The organism is Ruegeria sp. BK1, from assembly GCF_056535645.1.
Map to the genome: position 1 here is coordinate 3,522,410 of NZ_JBQFIS010000001.1, position 18,395 is coordinate 3,540,804.

Consider the following 18,395-nt stretch of genomic DNA (forward strand, 5'->3'; position numbering starts at 1 on the left):
GTTCCAGTCACGGGAAGGTCAAGGGTTTATGCCGCATACCCGCCATGCATTGTGGCTCAGCGCTGGGGCAAGGCTTGCAACAACAGCGAGTTATACTGCGCAGGCGGCGCTGCGCGCACCGCTTCGGGCGAGGCAAAAAAGCCCAGCATCAGGACCGATACGCAAGCCAGCAGGCCCAAAAGGCACAGGCCGGTGAGGTTGAGTGTCGTGCGTAGCATTGACAGTTTTTCCATTCCTAAACTCACTGAGACCTTACGGGTCGGTTCAAGATCTTTGTGCCAGCTCTTGCCTTAACTTTTCGTTCTCGACCTGAAGCTGCGCCAGTTGCTGACCAAGCGTGTTCAGATGCGGGCGCAATTCGGCCTCGGTAAAGCGCGGCGTGATGTGTCGGGGGCAGTTCCAGTCCAGCCCCTCCACCCGGATGATCGCGGCGCGTTCGGCTGGTGCTTCGGCCCCATCGGGATAGAGGCTGGCGGCAGCGGCTTCGCCCTCGGTGAACTCTACCCGACCCAATATTTTCAACCGGCGTTGGTTGGCGTAGTCCATCAGGATCATCGCTACCCGGTCATTCCCGTCCAGATTCCCGCGCGAGATATATTGCTTGTTGCCCGAAAAATCGGCGTAGCCGATAGTCGTGGGCCCCAGCACGCGCAGGAACCCAATCGGCCCGCCGCGATATTGTACATAGGGCCAGCCGGTCTCGGACACTGTAGATTGGTAAAACCCGTCCCGCGCCTCGATAAACGCTTTCTCTGCCGGACCGATTTGGTGCCCTTGCTGCGGCCCGTCTTCGATGAACTTGGCATAGGTCCTTGCTGATCCCATCCGTTCCTGATGGGCCAGAACCGCCGGGGTGAAGGTCAATTCGGAAAAGGCGCGGGGCATGGGCGATCCTTTCTACAGGCCCAGATCAGACAGGCCGGGGTGATCTTCGGGCCGTGGGCCTTGACTCCAGCGGAACAACCGGTCTTCCTCGGCAATCGGCAGGTCGTTCAACGACGCATGGCGCTTGGCCATCCGGCCATCTTCGGCAAATTCCCAATTCTCATTGCCATAAGACCGGAACCATTGGCCGCTGTCGTCGTGCCATTCATACGCATAGCGCACAGCAATCCGGTTGCCGGAAAAGGCCCAGAGTTCCTTGATGAGACGGTAGTCCAGTTCTTTGTTCCATTTGCGGGTCAGGAAGGCATGGATGTCTTTGTGTCCCGATAGGAATTCAGCGCGGTTTCGCCATTGGCTGTCCTCGGTATAAGCGGGCGTTACCAGATCGGGGTCGCGGCTATTCCAGCCATTTTCAGCCATGCGCACTTTTTGTGTAGCAGTTTCCAGGGTGAAGGGGGGCAGAGGGGGTCGGCTCATGTCTTGATCTTTCAGGTCAGCGCGGCGGCAAGCATCGCAAGTGTCAACAGGAACGGGACGTACTGAGGGGAAAACGGGCTGGTGCGGCGTTTCATTGTAAAGCTCCTAAGTTTACTGATCGGTACATCTTGAAGAGAATGTGTACTGATCGGTAAACTTTTGCAAGTCTCAAAGTGAAAAAACTTTGCGACCGACGCTAAATCGGCTTCTTTTCAAGGCTGTTGACGTTGGATTTCGTGTAACCTTGTCGCGGGACGCGGCTACAATTATGTACTGATCAGTACACTCAGGAGCCGAATCATGCGCCCCAACAAACGCGACGAACTTGTCCGCAATGCGCTGCAGGTCTTTTACAGGGACGGGTTTCACGCCACTGGTATGGACAAGCTGGTGGCGGAAACGGGCGTCTCAAAGACCTCGATGTACAAACACTTCCGGACCAAGGAAGAGTTGATCGTCGCGGCCCTGCAGCTGAGAGACGAGAACTTTCGCACTTGGTTTTATCAGCGGATCGATGCGCTGGGCCAAACGCCGGCGAAAAAGCTGTTGGCCAGTTTCGATGCGTTGGCTGAATGGTTTCAGGAAGACGGATATCGCGGCTGTATGTTCATCAAGGCAGGGGCTGAATATCAGGATAAGGATCACCCGATCCACGTTCAGGCGGCCGAGCACAAGCGTCTGTTGCTGGAGTACTTCACGGATTTGGCCCGCGCCGCCGGGGCGGCTGATCCTGAAAAGCTGGGCTGTCAGATATTGATCTTGAAAGAAGGCGCTATCGTGTCCGCTGTTCTGTTGAAAAGCTGCGATCCGGCACGTGATGCAAAAGACGCGGCGCTGGCTCTATTGAAAGGCGCGCTGCCTGGATGGGAAAAAGCCTGAAAGACGTTACGTTGTGGCGTCTTTTGGCGCATTGGATTGCAGTGAGACGAAGAGTACCTTCCGGAGAAATTGATATGGGAGGACACTTGATGTCTTTGTTTACAAGCTCTGCAAGCTGGGTCACTGAAGAACACCGCATGTTCGCCGAAATGGCGGATCGGTTCATGCAGGACGAACTGGTCCCCAACGAAGAGCGTTGGAATGATCAGGGGATGGTCGACCGCGCATTCTGGCAAAAAGCCGGTGAGATGGGCCTGATGGCTGGCTCGATCGCAGAGGAACATGGCGGCGTTGGCGGGGATCTGGGGTTTGATGCGGTCACTCTCTATGCCCAGTCGTCGCACGGCAATTGCGGCTGGGGCTATCCGATCCAGTCGATCGTGATCCACTATTTGATGGCCTACGGCAGCGAAGAGCAAAAGCAGAAATGGCTGCCGAAACTGGCCTCGGGTGAGATGGTCGGCGCACTGGCTATGACCGAACCCGGCACCGGGTCGGACGTGCAGGCGATCCGCACCACCGCAGATAAGGACGGCAATTCCTACCGCCTGAACGGCTCGAAGATCTTTATTACCAATGGTCAGTCGGCCGATCTGATCCTTGTGGCGGCCAAGACCGACAAGTCGCAAGGCTCTAAGGGTGTGTCGCTGATCGCGGTCGAGACCGAGGGCGCCGACGGTTTCCGCAAGGGGCGCAACCTCAAGAAGCTGGGCATGAAGGCCAACGACACGGCCGAGCTGTATTTTGAGGACGTCAAAGTGCCGATGACCAATCTGGTTGGTCCTGAAGAGGGGCAGGGCTTTTATCAGATGATGAAGCAGCTGCCCTGGGAGCGGTTGACGATTGCTCTGATCGCTCTGGGTTCGATTGATTTCGCCATTGCCGAGACTGTGCGCTATACGCAAGAGCGTAAGGCCTTTGGTCAGCGCGTGATGGATTTCCAGAACACGCGCTTCAAGCTGGCGGAGTGCAAGACCAAAGCCGAAGTTCTACGCAGCTTCCTCAATGACTGTCTGGCTCAGTTGCAGGCGGGTACGCTAGATGCGGCCACGGCGTCGATGGCGAAATACTGGGGTAGCGAAATTCAGAATGAAATCATGGGTGAATGCCTCCAGCTCTTTGGCGGTTATGGATTCATGATGGAATACCCGATTGCACGGCTTTACGCGGATGCGCGGGTACAGACGATCTATGGCGGCACCAATGAGATCATGAAAGAACTCATCGCCCGCTCGCTGGACAAATAAGAACGACAGGGCGCTCTCGCCGGTCGTTGACGTTTCTGGCGAAACATCTCCTCCTGTTGAGCCGGGCAGGCGCGGGCTCAGCCCACGCCTGCCCGGCCCCCTGCCGTCCGCAGGACGCAAGGCCGCGCAGTTTGCTACTGTTGTTACGCGTGCTGGTTTAAGGTTTGGGTTACCCGACCTGTCCGCGTAGCCATTCAACGAAGGATTTCAACGGCTCGGATTCGGCCCTGGATTGGGGCCAGACCAAGTAGAAATCCCCCAGACTGACGCCCGGACCGTGCCAAGCGGGAACAAGACGCCCGGAGCGCAGGTCATCTTCCACAAGGTAACTCGGCAGCAGCGCCACGCCCAACCCGTGAACGGTTGCCTGCCCCATGGTCGAAAACTGGTCGAACAGCATTCCGCCAAGCCCTGACACCTCTTTGCCCTGAAACGCAAACCATCTCTCCCACGCATCCGGGCGGGTTTCGAGGTGGAGCAAAGGCGCGCTGAGCAGCCAGTCGATGCGATCCGCCCGCTCTGGCAGGATCGAGGGGGCACAGACCGGCACGACATCCTCACGCATGATGGGCAAGTAATTCACGCCCCGCCAATCCCGTTGTCCAAAATGAATGGCGGCATCGAAATGCTCGACCTCGAAATCAAAAGGTCGGAGCCGTGTGTTGAGGTTCACCGTTACCTCGGGATGGCGGCGTGCAAAATCCTGAAGGCGGGGGGCCAGCCAGTGCATGCCGAAGGCGGGCAGGATCGACAGGTTCAGCGACCCGCCCTTGGGGTTTGCTTTCAACTTGACCGAAGCCTGTGCCAGTTGATGCAGCACAGTACGCGCGACCTGAACATATTCTTTGGCTGCCGGGGTCAGGTGGAGGCGCATCTGGCTGCGCTGGATCAGATCGACGCCCAGTTGTTCCTCCATTGTTTTGAGTTGGCGACTGATTGCGCTTTGTGTCAGCGAGAGTTCTTCGGCCGCCGCAGAGGCGCTGCCAAGGCGGTCCACAGCTTCGAGCGCCAGCAGGGACGGGATGGAGGGCAGGAAACGTCGGGGGGCGATCATATGATTATTCCTCATACCTTTCGGATGGATTATCACTGGCATTTCGATTGCACCAGCCTGATAGATTGATGCGTTTTAACTCGGTCTTCGGCGGCGATGATCCGGCAGAGGTCTTGCCCGCCCTTCGTGGGCGCGATTATTGCTGTAACAGAAGACCTGGCCGTTCGTAGGCCACCACGGGGATCACAGGGCACGGCAGCGCCCATGATCCGACAACAAAAGGACGGAGGCGCAGATGGATCGCGCTCAGATCGTGCATGAGAACTTCCTCAAACGCGTCACCGCGCGCGATTTTCCCGCAGGCAACGCGCCCCGGTCCGGTCTGAGCGATGCCGATGCCGTATCACTGTTCCGCTCGCAAGTGCTGAGTCGCGCGCTGGACCGCACCAGCCGCGCCATGCAGAAGGCGGGGCAGGGGTTCTACACGATCGGCTCATCCGGGCACGAGGGGATGGCGGCCGTGGCCCATGCTCTGCGCCCCACGGATATCGCCTTTCTTCATTACCGCGATGCCGCGTTTCAGATCGCCCGCGCAGAGCAGGTACCGGGCCAGCAGATCGCCTGGGACATGCTGCTGAGTTTTGCCTGTTCTTCCGAAGACCCCACGTCGGGCGGACGGCACAAGGTGTTGGGGTCCAAGGCGCTGACCATCCCGCCGCAGACCTCGACCATTGCCAGCCATCTGCCCAAGGCGGTCGGCGCAGCTTATTCTCTGGGCGCGGCGCGGCGGCATGCGCCTGAGCACCGTGAGTTGCCTGAGGACGGGATCGCCATGTGTTCCTTTGGTGATGCCTCGGCCAACCACTCGACCGCACAGGGCGCGATTAACACGTCGGGCTGGACCAGCGTGCAAGCGACGCCGCTGCCCTTATTGTTTGTGTGTGAGGACAATGGAATCGGTATCTCGGTCAAAACGCCAAAGGGCTGGATACAGACGTCGATGGAGCATCGCCCCGGCATTCGGTATTTTCAGGCCAATGGGCTGGATATCTACGAGACCTATGCCGTCGCGCAAGAGGCCGCCGACTATGTGCGCACCCGCCGCAAACCCGCATTCCTGCACCTGAAAACCGTACGTCTTTACGGTCATGCCGGTGCTGACGTACCGACCACCTATATGCCCAAATCCGAGGTCGAAGCGGATGAGGCAAATGACCCTTTGCTGCATTCTGTGCGCCTTTTGGATCAGGCCGGGACACTGTCGCCGGATCAGGCGCTGGAGATATATCAGGACACCTGCGCCCGCACTGATCGCATCGCTGCCGAGACCACCACGCGCCCGCATTTGGGCACCGCCGCCGAGGTGATGGCCAGCCTGATCCCGCCCAAGCGCGTTTGCAAACCCACCAATGGCCCTAGTGCCGAGGCGCGCGCAAAGGCGTTTGGTGGCGATATGCGGGCGATGAAAGACCCTCAGCCCATGAGCCGTCTGATCAACTGGGCACTGACCGATCTGATGCTGGAGCATGGCGAGATCGTCTGCATGGGCGAAGATGTGGGCCGTAAGGGGGGCGTCTATGGCGTCACGCAAAAACTGCAACAGAGGTTCGGGCCGGACCGGGTGATCGACACGCTGCTGGACGAGCAGTCGATTTTGGGGCTGGCGATTGGCATGGGCCATAACGGGTTTGTGCCGATCCCCGAAATCCAGTTCCTCGCCTATCTGCACAACGCTGAGGATCAGATCAGGGGCGAGGCCGCGACGCTGCCGTTTTTCTCGAACGGGCAGTTCACCAACCCTATGGTCGTGCGAATTGCCGGGCTGGGCTATCAGAAAGGGTTCGGCGGGCATTTCCACAATGACAACTCGCTGGCCGTGCTGCGTGATATTCCGGGGGTAGTCATCGCCTGTCCTTCGACCGGAGAGGAAGCGGCGCAGATGCTGCGCGAATGCGTCCGCCTGGCGCGCGAAGAACAGCGGGTGGTGGTGTTTCTGGAACCCATTGCGCTCTATCCCATGCGTGACCTGAATGGGGCGCAGGACGGGAGGTGGATGACGACCTATCCCGCACCGGATCAACGGATTGCGCTGGGTGAGGTGGGCGTGCATGGCGACGGTACCGATCTGGCCATCGTGACCTATGGCAACGGGCATTACCTGTCGAAACAGGCGCTGCCCGAACTGCAGGCGGCGGGGTTGAACGTGCGGATCATCGACCTGCGCTGGCTGGCGCCACTGCCTGTTCAGGCGTTGTACGAGGCCACCGAGGGCTGCGCACATGTGCTGATCGTCGACGAATGCCGCCGCACCGGCAGCCAGTCCGAGGCGCTGATGACTTTCTTCGCCGAAGAAAGTCCGGCCACTCCAATCGCCCGTGTTGTCGCCGACGACAGTTTCATAGCAACCGGCCCCGCCTATGCTGCGCCCTTGCCGTCGAAAGACGGGATTTTGGCCGCCGCATTAAACCTGACCGGAGGTCGCCAATGACCCGCACCGCTGTTCTGATCTGCCCCGGTCGGGGGACATACAACAAACCCGAATTGGGCTATCTGCATCGCCATCATGCTGACCGGATGCAGCTGTTTGCCCAGTTTGACGCAATTCGCGCAGAGGCAGGGCAAGAAGGGGTCACGGCCTTGGATGGTGCAGGTCGGTATACGATCAGCACGTATTCTCGTGGCGATATCGCGTCGCCTTTGATTTACGCAGCCTCGCTGGCCGATGCGCAGTCGCTGGCGGTTGATATCGAAGTCGTTGCCGTCACCGGAAACTCGATGGGGTGGTACATCGCTTTGGCGGCGGGCGGCGCGGTCACGCCAGAAAACGGATTCCGCGTGGTGAACACCATGGGCCCGCTGATGCAGGACCACCTGATCGGCGGGCAGCTTGTGTATCCGTTCGCCCGAGAGGATTGGTCGAACGACGCCGAGCGCAAGGCTGAACTGTTGGCCGATGTCGTGCGGATTGACGCTCTGGACGGGCACGAGTTGGCATTGTCGATCGATCTGGGCGGTATGCTGGTTCTGGCAGGTAATGAGGCCGGCCTAAGCGCGTTTGAACACGCGCAACCAACTGTGCAGGATCGCTTTCCCATGCGCTTGGCAAACCACGCCGCGTTTCACACTGCGCTACAAGCGCCGGTGGCTGCCGAAGGGCGGGCGCGTTTGTCTGCGGATATGTTTGACCCGCCCGAACGTCCTCTGATCGATGGGCGTGGAAAAATCTGGTGGCCAGGGGCGACGGACACCCAAGCGCTGTGGGACTACACCCTAGGGCATCAAGTCACCGAGACCTATGATTTCACCCGCGCCATCCAGACTGCCGCGCGCGAGTTTGCGCCCGATCTGTTCATCGTCACCGGACCAGGGGCAACCCTGGGTGGGGCGGTGGCGCAGTCGCTGGTTCTGGCCGATTGGAAGGGCATGTCCGACAAAGCGGCATTTCAGGCGCAGCAGGACGCACAGCCCTTTCTGATCGCTATGGGGCGAGAAGATCAGCGTTCGCTTGCAACCGGTTGACGCAGCCCTGATGATCCGCGCATGCGCAAGGAGCCCGATGTGAGCGACCATGACCAGTCCCTCTGGCTGAACACCTGCCGCGAGCATGTGGACAGCACCCCTCTGACCGACGATCTGACGGTCGATCTGGCCGTGATCGGTGGCGGGTATACCGGTTGCTCGGCGGCTTTGACGGCGGCACAATCGGGGGCGTCGGTGGCGCTGCTGGAGGCGCATGAGATCGGGCATGGTGGGTCGGGTCGCAATGTGGGCTTTGCCAATGCGGGGCTATGGCTGCCACCGAACGAGATCCGGACGCATCTCGGGGCTGAGCCGGGCAATCGCCTAATCGACCTTTTGGGCGCTGCACCGGGGGATGTGTTCGACCTGATCGCGCTGCACGGGATCGATTGCGAGCCTGTCCGCAACGGCACCCTGCATTGCGCGCATTCGGGGGCGGGGTTCAGGGACTTGGAAAACCGCCATGCGCAGCTCAAGGCGGCAGGCGCGCCGGTGGAACTGTTGAGCACCGATCAGGCCGGGCAACGCACCGGCAGCGCAGCATTTCACGGGGCGCTTTTCGATCCGCGGGCGGGAACGATTCAGCCTCTGGCCTATGTGCGCGGCTTGGCCCGCGCCGCGACTCAGGCGGGGGCGCAGGTTTTTACGGAAAGCCCGGTTCTCTCTCTGTCCCATGATGGCGATGTCTGGACCCTGACAACAGCCCAAGGCTCTCTCCGGGCGATGGCGTTGATACAGGCCACGAATGCCTATCACCGGGGCATGCCGGATACCGCGCCCGCCTATGTGCCGGTTTATTACTTCCAGTTTGCCACGGCCCCTTTGTCGGACAACCTGCGCGCCAGTATCCTGCGCGGGGGCGAAGGGGCGTGGGATACCGGGTTGATCATGACGTCTTTCCGGCTGGATCAGGACGGGCGGTTCATCATCGGCGCGATGGGGGATCTTGGTCATGCAGGAAGCAGTGCCCATAAGGCGTGGGCGAAACGCAAGATAGCGGCGCTTTATCCGCAGCTGGCCGACCAGCCGTTGGTGCAAGGTTGGCACGGGCGGATCGCAATGACCTCGGACCACATTCCGAAAATCGCGCGGATCGGCCCGAATGCGCTGGCGGCGCACGGGTTTTCAGGGCGTGGGATCGGGCCGGGGACTGTTTTTGGTCGCCAGATGGCCGACAGTTTGCTACGCGATGATCCCGCCCTCCTGCCCGTTCCGCCAGTTGAGGGATACCGCGAAAGCTGGACCGGGCTGCGGCGCGCATATTTTGAGACCGGTGCGGCGCTGACGCATCTCATCAAAGCCCGGTTCTAAACCGCCCCCTTCATAGTGCGGCGGCAATCCGTTCGATCCGGCCGCGCAGCCAGCGATGGGCCGGGTCATTCGCCGATCTCTGGTGCCAGACCATGTAGATCGAGACCTCCTCACACGTGAAAGGCAACGGCGCGCAATCCAGCGCCGCCAACGGCCCGCGTTTCATCAAGGCGGTGTCGGTCGAGATCAGGTCGCTGCCTTTCACAAAGGACGGGATGGCGTTGAAATGGGGCAGGGTGACGGTGGGCGGTCTGATCTGGTTTTGATCCACGCCGCGCATCACCGCGCGCGAGCTTCGACCATCGGCGAACCGCACCTCGACATGTTCGGTGCTGCAATAGACGTCCCAACTGTCCGGCGGTTTGCGCTGTGCGGCGTCATAGAAGATCATCAGCGGGCTGCTGAGGATGCGTTTTTGAAAAATGTCCGGCCCGTCGGGCGGAAGCGGTGTCAACATCAACTGGCATCGGTCGCTGCGCAGAAGGTCCGGGTCCGGCACGCCCGATGGGATGAACCCCAGATGCAGGCCAATGCCTTCAGATCGCGCGGCCCGAAGCAGAGTGGGAAAGATCAACTCGCGCGGCATATCGTTGGTGGCGATCTGGATCTGCATCTGTTCCGCTTGCGGATCAAAGGGGCGGTCTTCGGTCAGGGCGCGCATCCCGTCCAGAACATGCTGAACCGGGTCTTTCAGCGCCAAGGCGCGCTCGGTCGGGGTCAGGCCCTGGCCCGAGCGCACGAATAGCGGATCGCCCAGAACCTGCCGCAGCTTAGCCAGCGTATGGCTGATGGCCGATTGCGTGACGCCCAACCGGTCGGCCGCCTTCGAGACCGAGCTTTCCTCGAGAATGGTCAGGAAGACACGAAGGACCTTGCCGTCCAGATCGGTAAAATCAATATTTCTCATATCATCTATGATTATTCATGAATGGTTTTGAGGTCCATGGCGGATTAGGGAAAGCTGAACCCAACAGGAGGCACAGGATGGCAATCCGCTTTTTCTCGGACAAGAACAGGCCCGTTCACATGGGCGGCTATCCGTCAGAGCGGCTGGAACGGCAAGCGGAAATGCCTGATCTGTCGGCGGTGCCGCCGATGCAGTCGCTCAGCTTTCATCGCCCCAAGCGCCCGGAAAGCATCGTCAACGCGATGGGGGAGTTTCAGGCGATGCTGGACACGATCCGCGATGGGTTCGTGAATCCTGTGGTCTCCGAGGTGCCTGCTGACGTGACCGAGCGCGCCAACCATCTAAAAGCGTTTGGCTATTTCAATGATGCCTCGATGATGGGGTGTGGTTCTTTGCCGCGCGAGGCATTGCTGACCGAACCCCGCCGCAACCCCGATATTGACCGTCTGGCCCATGCGCTGAAGACACGGCAGACCAAGACGCTGGCTTCGGGGATCGACCTGATCATGGCCGATCTCAAAGAAAGCATGGAGGCCACGCCGCGCCCGATGGACACCCATCGCCATGCAATTGTCTTTCTGTACGAACACAACCGCGACCCGGACCCCAACGAGACCGGCGCGGATTGGATCATGGATGCGCAGGATCACCGCGCCTGTCTGCTGGCGACCGAGAATGCGGTGGTCGTGGCCAACTACCTGCGCGTTCTGGGCTTTGATGCGCGGGCGCATACGGTCATGTCCTCTGAGGTTGATCTGGGTAAGCTGGCCGTCGCGGCGGGGCTGTGTTCGGTCGAAGACGGAGAGCTGGTCGCGCCGTGGCTGGGTAAACGGTTCGGACTGGCTGCGGTCACGACCGAGATGGAGATCGCACACGATCAGCCTCTGCAACCCATGACGCAGCAGCCGTGGTTTCGTACTCAAGGCCCCGCGTGGTGGCTGGGCGCGGGCTTTGCCAAGAACGCGCTGAACCGCGATCCTTATGCCAATCGGCGCTATGTGGACGGGGCGCACCCGTTTGAGAACCTCAGGCGGGTTGATGCGCCCACTACCTATATTGATGAGGAAAACGTGGCCCGCGTCCCCAAGCGCGCCGATATGTTCGCCCGCGCACAGTTCGGGGATATGGGTAAGCATCTGCAAGACGGGGCCAAGGGCGGGTATTACGTGCGCAAGGCCGCGCCTAGCACCGCACAACGCCGCGCGCTGGGCGCGTTCGTGCTGTTGCAGGATGGGGAAAGCGCTGACGCCGCGCACCCAACCGATGCTGCCCGGAACGCCGCGAATATCAAGGCGGCCACGTATTTTCTGGGGGTCGATGCGGTGGGCCTCAGCCGGTGCCCGGACTGGGCGTGGTACTCGCATGATGCAACGGGCGAGGAGATCATTCCGCCCCACGACCAGGCCATCAGCATGATCATCGACCAGGGTTATGAGACGATGGAGGGCGCCAGCGGCGATGACTGGATCAGTGTCGCGCAGTCGATGCGCGCTTATCTGCGGTTTTCGTTATTGGGTGGAGTGATCGCGCAACAGATCCGCAATCTGGGCTATAAGGCCCGCGCGCATACGGTGATGGATGGCGAGGTGTTGCAGCCGCCGCTGCTGCTACTATCCGGTTTGGGCGAGGTCAGTCGCATCGGAGAGGTGATCCTGAACCCTTACCTCGGGCCCCGCCTGAAATCCGGCGCAGTTACCACCGATATGCCAATGGCGCATGACAAGCCCATCGATTTCGGCCTGCAAACCTTCTGCGAAAGCTGCAACAAATGCGCCCGCGAATGCCCTTCGGGTGCGATCACGGCCGGGCCGAAGCTGATGTTCAACGGCTATGAGATCTGGAAGTCTGACAGCCAAAAATGCGCCACCTACCGGGTGACCACGCCGGGTGGGGCGATGTGCGGGCGGTGTATGAAGACCTGCCCTTGGAACCTTGAGGGCATCTTCAAGGAACGCCCCTTCCGCTGGGCCGCTATGAATATTCCCAAGGCCGCTCCCGCGTTGGCGCGGTTGGATGATGCCGTGGGCAATGGCGGGCTGAACGACGTCAAGAAATGGTGGTGGGATCTGGAGCTGCAACCGGACGGCGCCTATCGCCCGACCGACCACCCGCTGAACCGGCGCGACCTGCAAACCGACCTAGACCTGAAATACGAAGATCAGACTCTGGCCGTCTACCCCGCCTATCTGGCCCCGCATCCCTGGCCCTATCCGTTCGCCATGGACCGCGAGGCTGGGATCGCAGCCTATGAGGCCATGGTCACGGCCGAGGAATACAAGGCGCGCAAAGCGGCGGGCGATCTGTCGGTGATCCACCGCTATACCATCGCGGGCGATGCCCCGGTTATGCGCGTCGCACTGACCAAGGTCGACAAGATGACTGCGGATGTGACCAAGTACGAATTCTCGACGCTGGACGGCTCACCACTGCCCGAATGGACGGCAGGCGCGCATCTGGACGTGCTGGTCGCGCCGGAATTCCTGCGGCAGTACTCTATGTCCGGTGACCCATCCGACCGCGCTACCTATCAGATCGGTGTATTGCGCGAGGATGAGGGACGCGGTGGCTCAGCTCTGCTGCACCGCATTTTCAACGAGGGGCGCAAGGTCTTCATCTCGAAACCCATCAACCATTTCGAACTGGACGAGGGCGCAACCAAGACCTTCCTGATGGGCGGCGGGATCGGCATCACTCCGATGATAGCCTTTGCTCACCGTCTGTATGCCGTGGGCAAACCGTTCCAGCTGCACTATTCGGCCAGTACCCGTGCCGAGGCCGGGTATCTGAAGGATCTGGCAGCGATGCCTTGGGCGGATCACGTGCACTATCATTTCTCGGACGAAGGCACACGGGCCGATCTGGAAGCCGTCCTGTCGGGATATCAAGACGGTTGGCACGTCTATACCTGTGGTCCTGATCGCTTCATGGACGGAGTTATGCAAGCGGCTGAGCGTCAGGGGTTTCCCGAAGAAGCGCGGCATCTGGAGTATTTCTCGGTCCCCGAGCAGCCGGACTATGAGAATCACGCCTTCACTTTGCGGCTGGCAAAATCGGGTCGAGATCTGACTGTACCCGCCGACAAAGATGCAGCGCAGGTGCTGAACGAGGCGGGCATTCACGTGGATGTGAAATGCGCCGATGGCATCTGTGGGGTCTGCAAATGTGGCGTGATTTCGGGTGAGGTCGAACACCGCGATTTCGTTTTGTCCAAGAAACAACGTGAGAGCGCTATCATCCTATGCCAAAGCCGGGCGGCGCAGCCGGATGGTGTGATCGAGATCGACCTCTGAGCCAAGGTTGGGAAACGAAATTCTGAAACGCAAAAATTGGTCGCTCTGGCCATGGACGTTACGGCACGGCTGCACTAACGTCCCCAGCGAACCCTAGTGAATCCTGATCAACAGGTGCGAGGTATTTTCATGGATTATCACAGCCCCGCCAGTTTTGCCGAGGCGTCGGCTCTGGCTGCAAACGCAAAGGGGGTCACCCGCTTTTTGGCCGGAGGCACGGACGTTCTGGTGCAGTTGCGCTCGGAACTGGTCACGCCCGATACGCTGATCGACATCAAAAAGATCGACGGCGTCAGCGATATAACCCGCAACGCGGACGGCAGTTGGACACTGGGTGTTGCTGCCACAGGTGCCGAGATGAGCGAGCACCCTGAGCTGGGCAGCGACTGGCCTGGCGTGGTCGAAGCGATGGACCTGATCGGATCGACCCAGGTTCAGGGTCGCGCAACGCTGACCGGAAACCTGTGCAATGGCTCTCCGGCGGCGGATTCGGTGCCTGCGATGGTTGCCGCTGGTGTGACCGTTTCTGTCACTGGTCCAGATGGAACGCGTGATGTGGCTGTCGAGGAAATCCCAACCGGACCCGGCAAGACCTCGCTGTCCAAGGGTGAGGTGATCTCGGCTGTGAAAATCCCCGCACGCGGAGACAACGCTGGCGACGCCTATCTGCGGTTCATCCCGCGCACTGAGATGGACATCGCCGTTGTTGGCGTGGGTGTCAGCCTGCGTCTGGACGGTGATACCGTGACTGAGGCCCGCGTCTCGCTGGGCGCGGTTGCGCCGACTGTCCTGCTGGTTGAAGACTGTGCCAAGGCCATCATCGGTAGCACTCTGGACGATGCTGCGCTGGACGCGCTGGCGGCTGCGGCATCGGCCGCCTGTAACCCAATCGACGACAAACGCGGCACGATCGCATTCCGCACCGAGGTCGCTGGTGTTCTGGCCAAGCGCGCCGCGAAAATCGCCTATGCCCGCGCGAAGGGAGAGAAAGCATGAGCAAGCTCCACGTAACGACCACCGTGAACGGCGATGAGGTCGATTTTCTGTGCGACCCGCGCGAAACCCTGCTGGATTGTCTGCGCGACAAGCTAAACCTGACCGGCGCGAAAGAGGGCTGCGGTACTGGCGATTGCGGCGCGTGTTCGGTCACGGTTGATGGCCGTCTGGTCTGTTCCTGCCTGATGCTGGGCGCTGAGGCCGAGGGTAAGACCATCGAAACCGTCGAAGGTATCGCGGATGGTGACGTGCTGCACCCTCTGCAACAGAAATTCATCGAACATGCCGCCCTGCAATGCGGCATCTGCACGCCGGGCATTCTGGTGGCGGCCAAATCGCTGCTGGAGAAAAACCCCAACCCGACCGAGGAAGAAACCCGGTACTGGCTGGCAGGCAACCTGTGCCGCTGCACCGGCTATGACAAGATCATTCGCGCCGTCATGGAAACGGCAGAAGAATTGCGGGAGGCTTCGTAATGGCTCTGGACGATCGTAAAACGGAATTCACTTTTGTTGGCACCCGTCCGAACCGCCCTGACGGCTTGGACAAGGTGACGGGCCGCGCCAAATTCGGCGCGGATATGTCTGCACCCGGCATGCTGCATGGTGCGATCCTGCGCTCGCCCCACGCCCATGCCCGGATCGTGAAAATCGACACATCGAAGGCCGAGGCGCTGAAAGACGTCAAAGCCGTCGTGACACGCGCTGATTTCGCCGACGTGCCGTTCAAACCCGGTTTGGCGGGCGAATTCTGGAACGTGCTGGAAAACGTCATGGCCGGTGAGAAAGCTCTCTATGATGGTCATGCGGTGGCTGCTGTGGCGGCGACCTCGGCACTGGCCGCGCGGGATGCGCTGAAGCTGATTGAGGTTGAGTACGAGGTATTGCCTCATGTGACCGACGTAGACAAAGCGATGGCCCCGGATGCGCCGGTCATCCGCGAAGGTGCGGCAGATTATTCCGTGCCCGAAGGGATGCACCCCAACGTCGTGCGGTATCACGAAAGCGGTCATGGCGATGTCGACGCAGGCTTTGCCGAGGCCGATCTGGTCCTCGAAGACAGCTTTGTCACCGAGGCGACCCATCAGGGCTATATCGAGCCACACGCCTGTCTTGGCCTGCTGGGCAATGACGGCAAAGGTGAACTTTGGTGCACCACCCAAGGCCATTGGATTGCGCAAAAGACATGTGCGGCATTGCTGGGCATCGAAACCTCGCAGCTGCGCGTTACCGCGTCCGAGATTGGCGGCGGCTTTGGCGGCAAGACCACGGTCTTCATCGAACCGGTCGCGCTGGCGCTGAGCCGCAAGGCGAACCGCCCGGTCAAGCTGGTCATGACCCGATCCGAAGTGTTCCGCGCGACGGGGCCGACGGCCTCGGCTTCGATGGATATCAAGATCGGCATGAAGAAGGACGGCACGATCACCGCCGCGCGTGGTGAGTTCCGTCTGCAAGGCGGCGCGTTCCCCGGTGCGCCGGGCGACATGACCGCCATGTGTGCCTTTGCGGCCTATAACCTGACCAACGTCAAACAGATCGGCTATGACGTGATGGCCAACCGTCCCAAGCAAGCCGCTTATCGCGCGCCCGGCGCGCCGATGGGCGCGTTTGCGGTCGAGTCGGTCATTGATGAGATGTGCAACAAGCTGGGCCTCGACCCCATTGAAGTGCGCCTGAAGAACGCTGCGCATGAGGGCACCAAGGCCAGCTATGGCCCGCGCTATGAACGCATCGGTCTGGTCGAAACGCTCGAGGCCGCCAAGGCGCATCCTCATTATTCGGCACCATTGAAGCCGGGGCAGGGACGCGGCGTCTCCTGCGGTTTCTGGTTCAACCACGGGGGTGAAACCTCGGTAACCTTGGCGTTGTCCGAAGACGGATCAGCCCAGTTGATGGTGGGCACGCCCGACATTGGCGGCTCGCGCGCGTCGATGGCACTGATGGCGGCTGAGGTGCTGGGCATTCCATATGAGAACATCCGTGTCACCGTCGCAGACACCGCAACGCTGGGGTATAATGACGTCAGCCACGGTAGCCGGGTAACCTATGCTTCGGGTCTGGCGACGATCAAGGCGGCGCGCCATGCTGTCGAAAAACTGTGCGAACGTGCAGCGGCCAAATGGGATATCCCGGTTGAAGCCGTAAAGTGGGAAAACGGTTGCGCCGTGCCTTCGGGTCCGAACGCCGGCGACTTTGACCCGATGCCGCTGGCAGATATCACCGCCAAAATGGGACGCACCGGAGGTCCGATCTCGGGCCATTTTGAGGCGACGCCCGAAGGCGCAGGTGTGTCCTTTGGCACCCACATTGTTGACGCCGAGGTCGATCCGGAAACCGGCAAGACCACGATCACCCGCTATACGGTCATTCAAGACGCCGGTAAGGCGATCCACCCGACCTATGTCGAGGGCCAGTTCCAAGGCGGTGCCGCGCAAGGTATCGGCTGGGCGCTGAACGAGGAATATATCTATGGCGAGGATGGACGGTTGCAGAACTCGATCTTTCTTGACTATCGCATCCCCGTTGCCAGCGACCTGCCCATGATCGACACGGTTATCGTCGAAGTGCCCAACCCCGGCCACCCCTTCGGTGTGCGCGGTGTGGGTGAGACGGGCATTGTGCCGCCCTTGGCCGCCATTGCCAATGCTGTGTCTAACGCGGCTGGCGTGCGGATGAAGCAACTGCCGATGTCCCCGCCGCGCATTCTGGCGGCGCTCAAGGACAATGGTTGAGGTCCACCTCTGGTCCGGCCTCCGGTCTTTGACCGGGGGTCAGCAGGTGGTGGAGGTCGAGGCCAAAACCACCGGCGATCTGTTGCAGGAACTGATCCGGGCGCATCCGCAACTGGAAGGCCCAATCGAGGCGGGAGTCTCCATCGCCATCGACGGACGCGTCATCGCAACCGGTCTGACCGAACCGATCCCTGAAGGCAGTGAAGTTTACCTGATGCAGCGTCTGCGCGGCGGTTAGGACGGCGACCAAGGCTCGCGCCCAACCATGCGGTCGGCCTCGGCCGTGATGTCATTCATATGTTGTTCAAGGCTAAGGCGCAGGGCCTCAATCTGCTCGTCCGAGGCTTTGCGCGGCACGGTTTCCGTCCATTCCCGGCAAAGAAACACGCCCTTGTTGCGCCAGGGGCGCGGCATCAGCAACCGGTCCCATGTGCCCGCCTCGCGGCCATGTTCCGCGGAAAAAGTAATCCCGAACACCCGCTTGCCCGAGGTTCTTGCCCAGACTAAAGGCACCGTGGACAACACCCTTTCCGGCCCGCGTGGACCGTCGGCGGCGATGCCGATGGAAATGCCTTGCTTCATTTTGCCGATCACTTCGCGCGACACGGCAATGTTGTTCGATTTCTTGCTGGTCATGGCGATCGTGTCCATGCCGAACAGCTTTTGCACGCGACCAACCATGCTGCCGGCTCGAGCAGACGAGGTGATGGAGCAGATGGGCCCCTTGTCCAGCGGGTAGAAATAGGGCGATTGCGCCAGCCTTTGGTGCCACAGCACCACAATGACCGGTTCGCCCTGCTCGGCCAACTGGTCCAGTTCCTCATAGCCAATACGCTGCCATTCGGTGTTGCGATTGACCAGCCGGATATACCACGCAATGCGCCGCGCAGCCCAGTTCAACAGGGCTTCACTATCAGCGATCTTCTTGCGGATACTCACGAGCGGGGTCCTTCTGCCAAGCAAATTGTGTCTTATAGAACTCAACGCCATGCGCAACTTGTTTGTCGCATGGGTTTAGAGCGGCGGAATCTGAAAAAGCCTCTTGAGTCCGCCGCGCGGCTGGCATATCTGATGCCCACCTTAGGGGTATAGCTCAGTTGGTAGAGCGACGGTCTCCAAAACCGTAGGTCGCGGGTTCGAACCCTGCTGCCCCTGCCAT

The 18,395-nt window shown here is 60.5% G+C and carries 16 protein-coding genes and 1 tRNA gene; 11 read left to right on the top strand and 6 right to left on the bottom strand.

The window, feature by feature from the left end:
- Positions 1 to 56 precede the first annotated feature (56 nt).
- Genes ACR3E7_RS17470 through ACR3E7_RS17480 form a run of 3 tightly spaced genes read right to left on the bottom strand, consistent with a single transcriptional unit; the run spans position 57 to position 1,362 of the window.
- Entirely contained in the window at positions 57 to 233 is a 177-nt protein-coding gene (locus ACR3E7_RS17470) for a hypothetical protein (protein ID WP_170773835.1), read from the bottom strand.
- Between the two features lie 31 nt (positions 234 to 264).
- Positions 265 to 885, bottom strand: a complete 621-nt coding sequence (locus ACR3E7_RS17475; protein WP_170786915.1) for a pyridoxamine 5'-phosphate oxidase family protein — start codon at positions 883 to 885, stop codon at positions 265 to 267.
- 12 nt (positions 886 to 897) lie between these two features.
- Complete coding sequence (locus ACR3E7_RS17480) at positions 898 to 1,362, bottom strand: nuclear transport factor 2 family protein (protein ID WP_480505086.1); 465 nt, start codon at positions 1,360 to 1,362, stop codon at positions 898 to 900.
- Between the two features lie 300 nt (positions 1,363 to 1,662).
- Here ACR3E7_RS17480 and ACR3E7_RS17485 point away from each other — a divergent pair, with 300 nt between their 5' ends.
- On the top strand, positions 1,663 to 2,241 hold the full coding sequence (locus tag ACR3E7_RS17485) for a TetR/AcrR family transcriptional regulator (protein ID WP_480505088.1): 579 nt from the start codon (positions 1,663 to 1,665) through the stop codon (positions 2,239 to 2,241).
- 89 nt (positions 2,242 to 2,330) lie between these two features.
- Positions 2,331 to 3,488, top strand: coding sequence for an acyl-CoA dehydrogenase family protein (locus ACR3E7_RS17490; RefSeq protein WP_480505090.1), 1,158 nt, complete (start codon positions 2,331 to 2,333; stop codon positions 3,486 to 3,488).
- A gap of 169 nt (positions 3,489 to 3,657) precedes the next feature.
- Here ACR3E7_RS17490 and ACR3E7_RS17495 read toward each other — a convergent pair whose 3' ends face one another.
- Positions 3,658 to 4,542 (bottom strand): LysR family transcriptional regulator, encoded by an 885-nt coding sequence (locus tag ACR3E7_RS17495; protein ID WP_480505091.1) that lies wholly within the window; start codon positions 4,540 to 4,542, stop codon positions 3,658 to 3,660.
- Between the two features lie 235 nt (positions 4,543 to 4,777).
- On the opposite strand from ACR3E7_RS17495, the gene ACR3E7_RS17500 reads away from it, so the two are divergent.
- Genes ACR3E7_RS17500 through ACR3E7_RS17510 form a run of 3 tightly spaced genes read left to right on the top strand, consistent with a single transcriptional unit; the run spans position 4,778 to position 9,312 of the window.
- Positions 4,778 to 6,970: a dehydrogenase E1 component subunit alpha/beta gene (locus tag ACR3E7_RS17500; RefSeq protein WP_480505093.1), complete on the top strand. Its 2,193-nt coding sequence runs from the start codon at positions 4,778 to 4,780 to the stop codon at positions 6,968 to 6,970.
- Positions 6,967 to 8,001, top strand: a complete 1,035-nt coding sequence (locus ACR3E7_RS17505) for an ACP S-malonyltransferase (RefSeq protein ID WP_480505095.1) — start codon at positions 6,967 to 6,969, stop codon at positions 7,999 to 8,001. The genes ACR3E7_RS17500 and ACR3E7_RS17505 overlap by 4 nt, the downstream gene beginning before the upstream one ends.
- A 39-nt stretch (positions 8,002 to 8,040) precedes the next feature.
- Positions 8,041 to 9,312: an NAD(P)/FAD-dependent oxidoreductase gene (locus ACR3E7_RS17510; protein ID WP_480505097.1), complete on the top strand. Its 1,272-nt coding sequence runs from the start codon at positions 8,041 to 8,043 to the stop codon at positions 9,310 to 9,312.
- A 10-nt stretch (positions 9,313 to 9,322) separates the two neighbouring features.
- Here the strand turns inward: ACR3E7_RS17510 and ACR3E7_RS17515 are convergent, their stop codons facing one another.
- Complete coding sequence (locus ACR3E7_RS17515) at positions 9,323 to 10,219, bottom strand: LysR family transcriptional regulator (RefSeq protein ID WP_480505099.1); 897 nt, start codon at positions 10,217 to 10,219, stop codon at positions 9,323 to 9,325.
- 77 nt (positions 10,220 to 10,296) lie between these two features.
- Here ACR3E7_RS17515 and ACR3E7_RS17520 point away from each other — a divergent pair, with 77 nt between their 5' ends.
- The 5 genes from ACR3E7_RS17520 (at position 10,297) to ACR3E7_RS17540 (ending at position 17,474) form a co-directional block, all read left to right on the top strand.
- Complete coding sequence (locus ACR3E7_RS17520) at positions 10,297 to 13,509, top strand: reductive dehalogenase (protein ID WP_480505101.1); 3,213 nt, start codon at positions 10,297 to 10,299, stop codon at positions 13,507 to 13,509.
- A 129-nt stretch (positions 13,510 to 13,638) separates the two neighbouring features.
- Positions 13,639 to 14,505, top strand: a complete 867-nt coding sequence (locus ACR3E7_RS17525; protein ID WP_170790728.1) for an FAD binding domain-containing protein — start codon at positions 13,639 to 13,641, stop codon at positions 14,503 to 14,505.
- Positions 14,502 to 14,981: a (2Fe-2S)-binding protein gene (locus ACR3E7_RS17530; protein ID WP_170353362.1), complete on the top strand. Its 480-nt coding sequence runs from the start codon at positions 14,502 to 14,504 to the stop codon at positions 14,979 to 14,981. The genes ACR3E7_RS17525 and ACR3E7_RS17530 overlap by 4 nt, the downstream gene beginning before the upstream one ends.
- Positions 14,981 to 17,236, top strand: coding sequence for a xanthine dehydrogenase family protein molybdopterin-binding subunit (locus tag ACR3E7_RS17535; protein WP_170773860.1), 2,256 nt, complete (start codon positions 14,981 to 14,983; stop codon positions 17,234 to 17,236). Before ACR3E7_RS17530 ends, ACR3E7_RS17535 begins: the two co-directional genes overlap by 1 nt.
- Complete coding sequence (locus tag ACR3E7_RS17540) at positions 17,229 to 17,474, top strand: MoaD/ThiS family protein (RefSeq protein ID WP_170786891.1); 246 nt, start codon at positions 17,229 to 17,231, stop codon at positions 17,472 to 17,474. The genes ACR3E7_RS17535 and ACR3E7_RS17540 overlap by 8 nt, the downstream gene beginning before the upstream one ends.
- Here ACR3E7_RS17540 and ACR3E7_RS17545 read toward each other — a convergent pair.
- Positions 17,471 to 18,175 (bottom strand): lysophospholipid acyltransferase family protein, encoded by a 705-nt coding sequence (locus ACR3E7_RS17545; RefSeq protein ID WP_480505104.1) that lies wholly within the window; start codon positions 18,173 to 18,175, stop codon positions 17,471 to 17,473. The genes ACR3E7_RS17540 and ACR3E7_RS17545 overlap by 4 nt on opposite strands.
- 143 nt (positions 18,176 to 18,318) lie before the next feature.
- On the opposite strand from ACR3E7_RS17545, the gene ACR3E7_RS17550 reads away from it, so the two are divergent.
- Positions 18,319 to 18,394, top strand: a tRNA-Trp gene (locus tag ACR3E7_RS17550).
- Position 18,395 lies beyond the last annotated feature (1 nt).

Bases quoted from the DNA above. Each gene is read 5' to 3' on its own strand.
- ACR3E7_RS17535 (WP_170773860.1), top strand. From the start codon at position 14,981: ATGGCTCTGGACGATCGTAAAACGGAATTCACTTTTGTTGGCACCCGT.
- ACR3E7_RS17475 (WP_170786915.1), bottom strand. From the start codon at position 885: ATGCCCCGCGCCTTTTCCGAATTGACCTTCACCCCGGCGGTTCTGGCC.
- ACR3E7_RS17525 (WP_170790728.1), top strand. From the start codon at position 13,639: ATGGATTATCACAGCCCCGCCAGTTTTGCCGAGGCGTCGGCTCTGGCT.
- ACR3E7_RS17530 (WP_170353362.1), top strand. From the start codon at position 14,502: ATGAGCAAGCTCCACGTAACGACCACCGTGAACGGCGATGAGGTCGAT.
- ACR3E7_RS17540 (WP_170786891.1), top strand. From the start codon at position 17,229: ATGGTTGAGGTCCACCTCTGGTCCGGCCTCCGGTCTTTGACCGGGGGT.
- ACR3E7_RS17480 (WP_480505086.1), bottom strand. From the start codon at position 1,362: ATGAGCCGACCCCCTCTGCCCCCCTTCACCCTGGAAACTGCTACACAA.
- ACR3E7_RS17495 (WP_480505091.1), bottom strand. From the start codon at position 4,542: ATGATCGCCCCCCGACGTTTCCTGCCCTCCATCCCGTCCCTGCTGGCG.
- ACR3E7_RS17505 (WP_480505095.1), top strand. From the start codon at position 6,967: ATGACCCGCACCGCTGTTCTGATCTGCCCCGGTCGGGGGACATACAAC.
- ACR3E7_RS17490 (WP_480505090.1), top strand. From the start codon at position 2,331: ATGTCTTTGTTTACAAGCTCTGCAAGCTGGGTCACTGAAGAACACCGC.
- ACR3E7_RS17485 (WP_480505088.1), top strand. From the start codon at position 1,663: ATGCGCCCCAACAAACGCGACGAACTTGTCCGCAATGCGCTGCAGGTC.
- ACR3E7_RS17520 (WP_480505101.1), top strand. From the start codon at position 10,297: ATGGCAATCCGCTTTTTCTCGGACAAGAACAGGCCCGTTCACATGGGC.
- ACR3E7_RS17515 (WP_480505099.1), bottom strand. From the start codon at position 10,219: ATGAGAAATATTGATTTTACCGATCTGGACGGCAAGGTCCTTCGTGTC.
- ACR3E7_RS17500 (WP_480505093.1), top strand. From the start codon at position 4,778: ATGGATCGCGCTCAGATCGTGCATGAGAACTTCCTCAAACGCGTCACC.
- ACR3E7_RS17470 (WP_170773835.1), bottom strand. From the start codon at position 233: ATGGAAAAACTGTCAATGCTACGCACGACACTCAACCTCACCGGCCTG.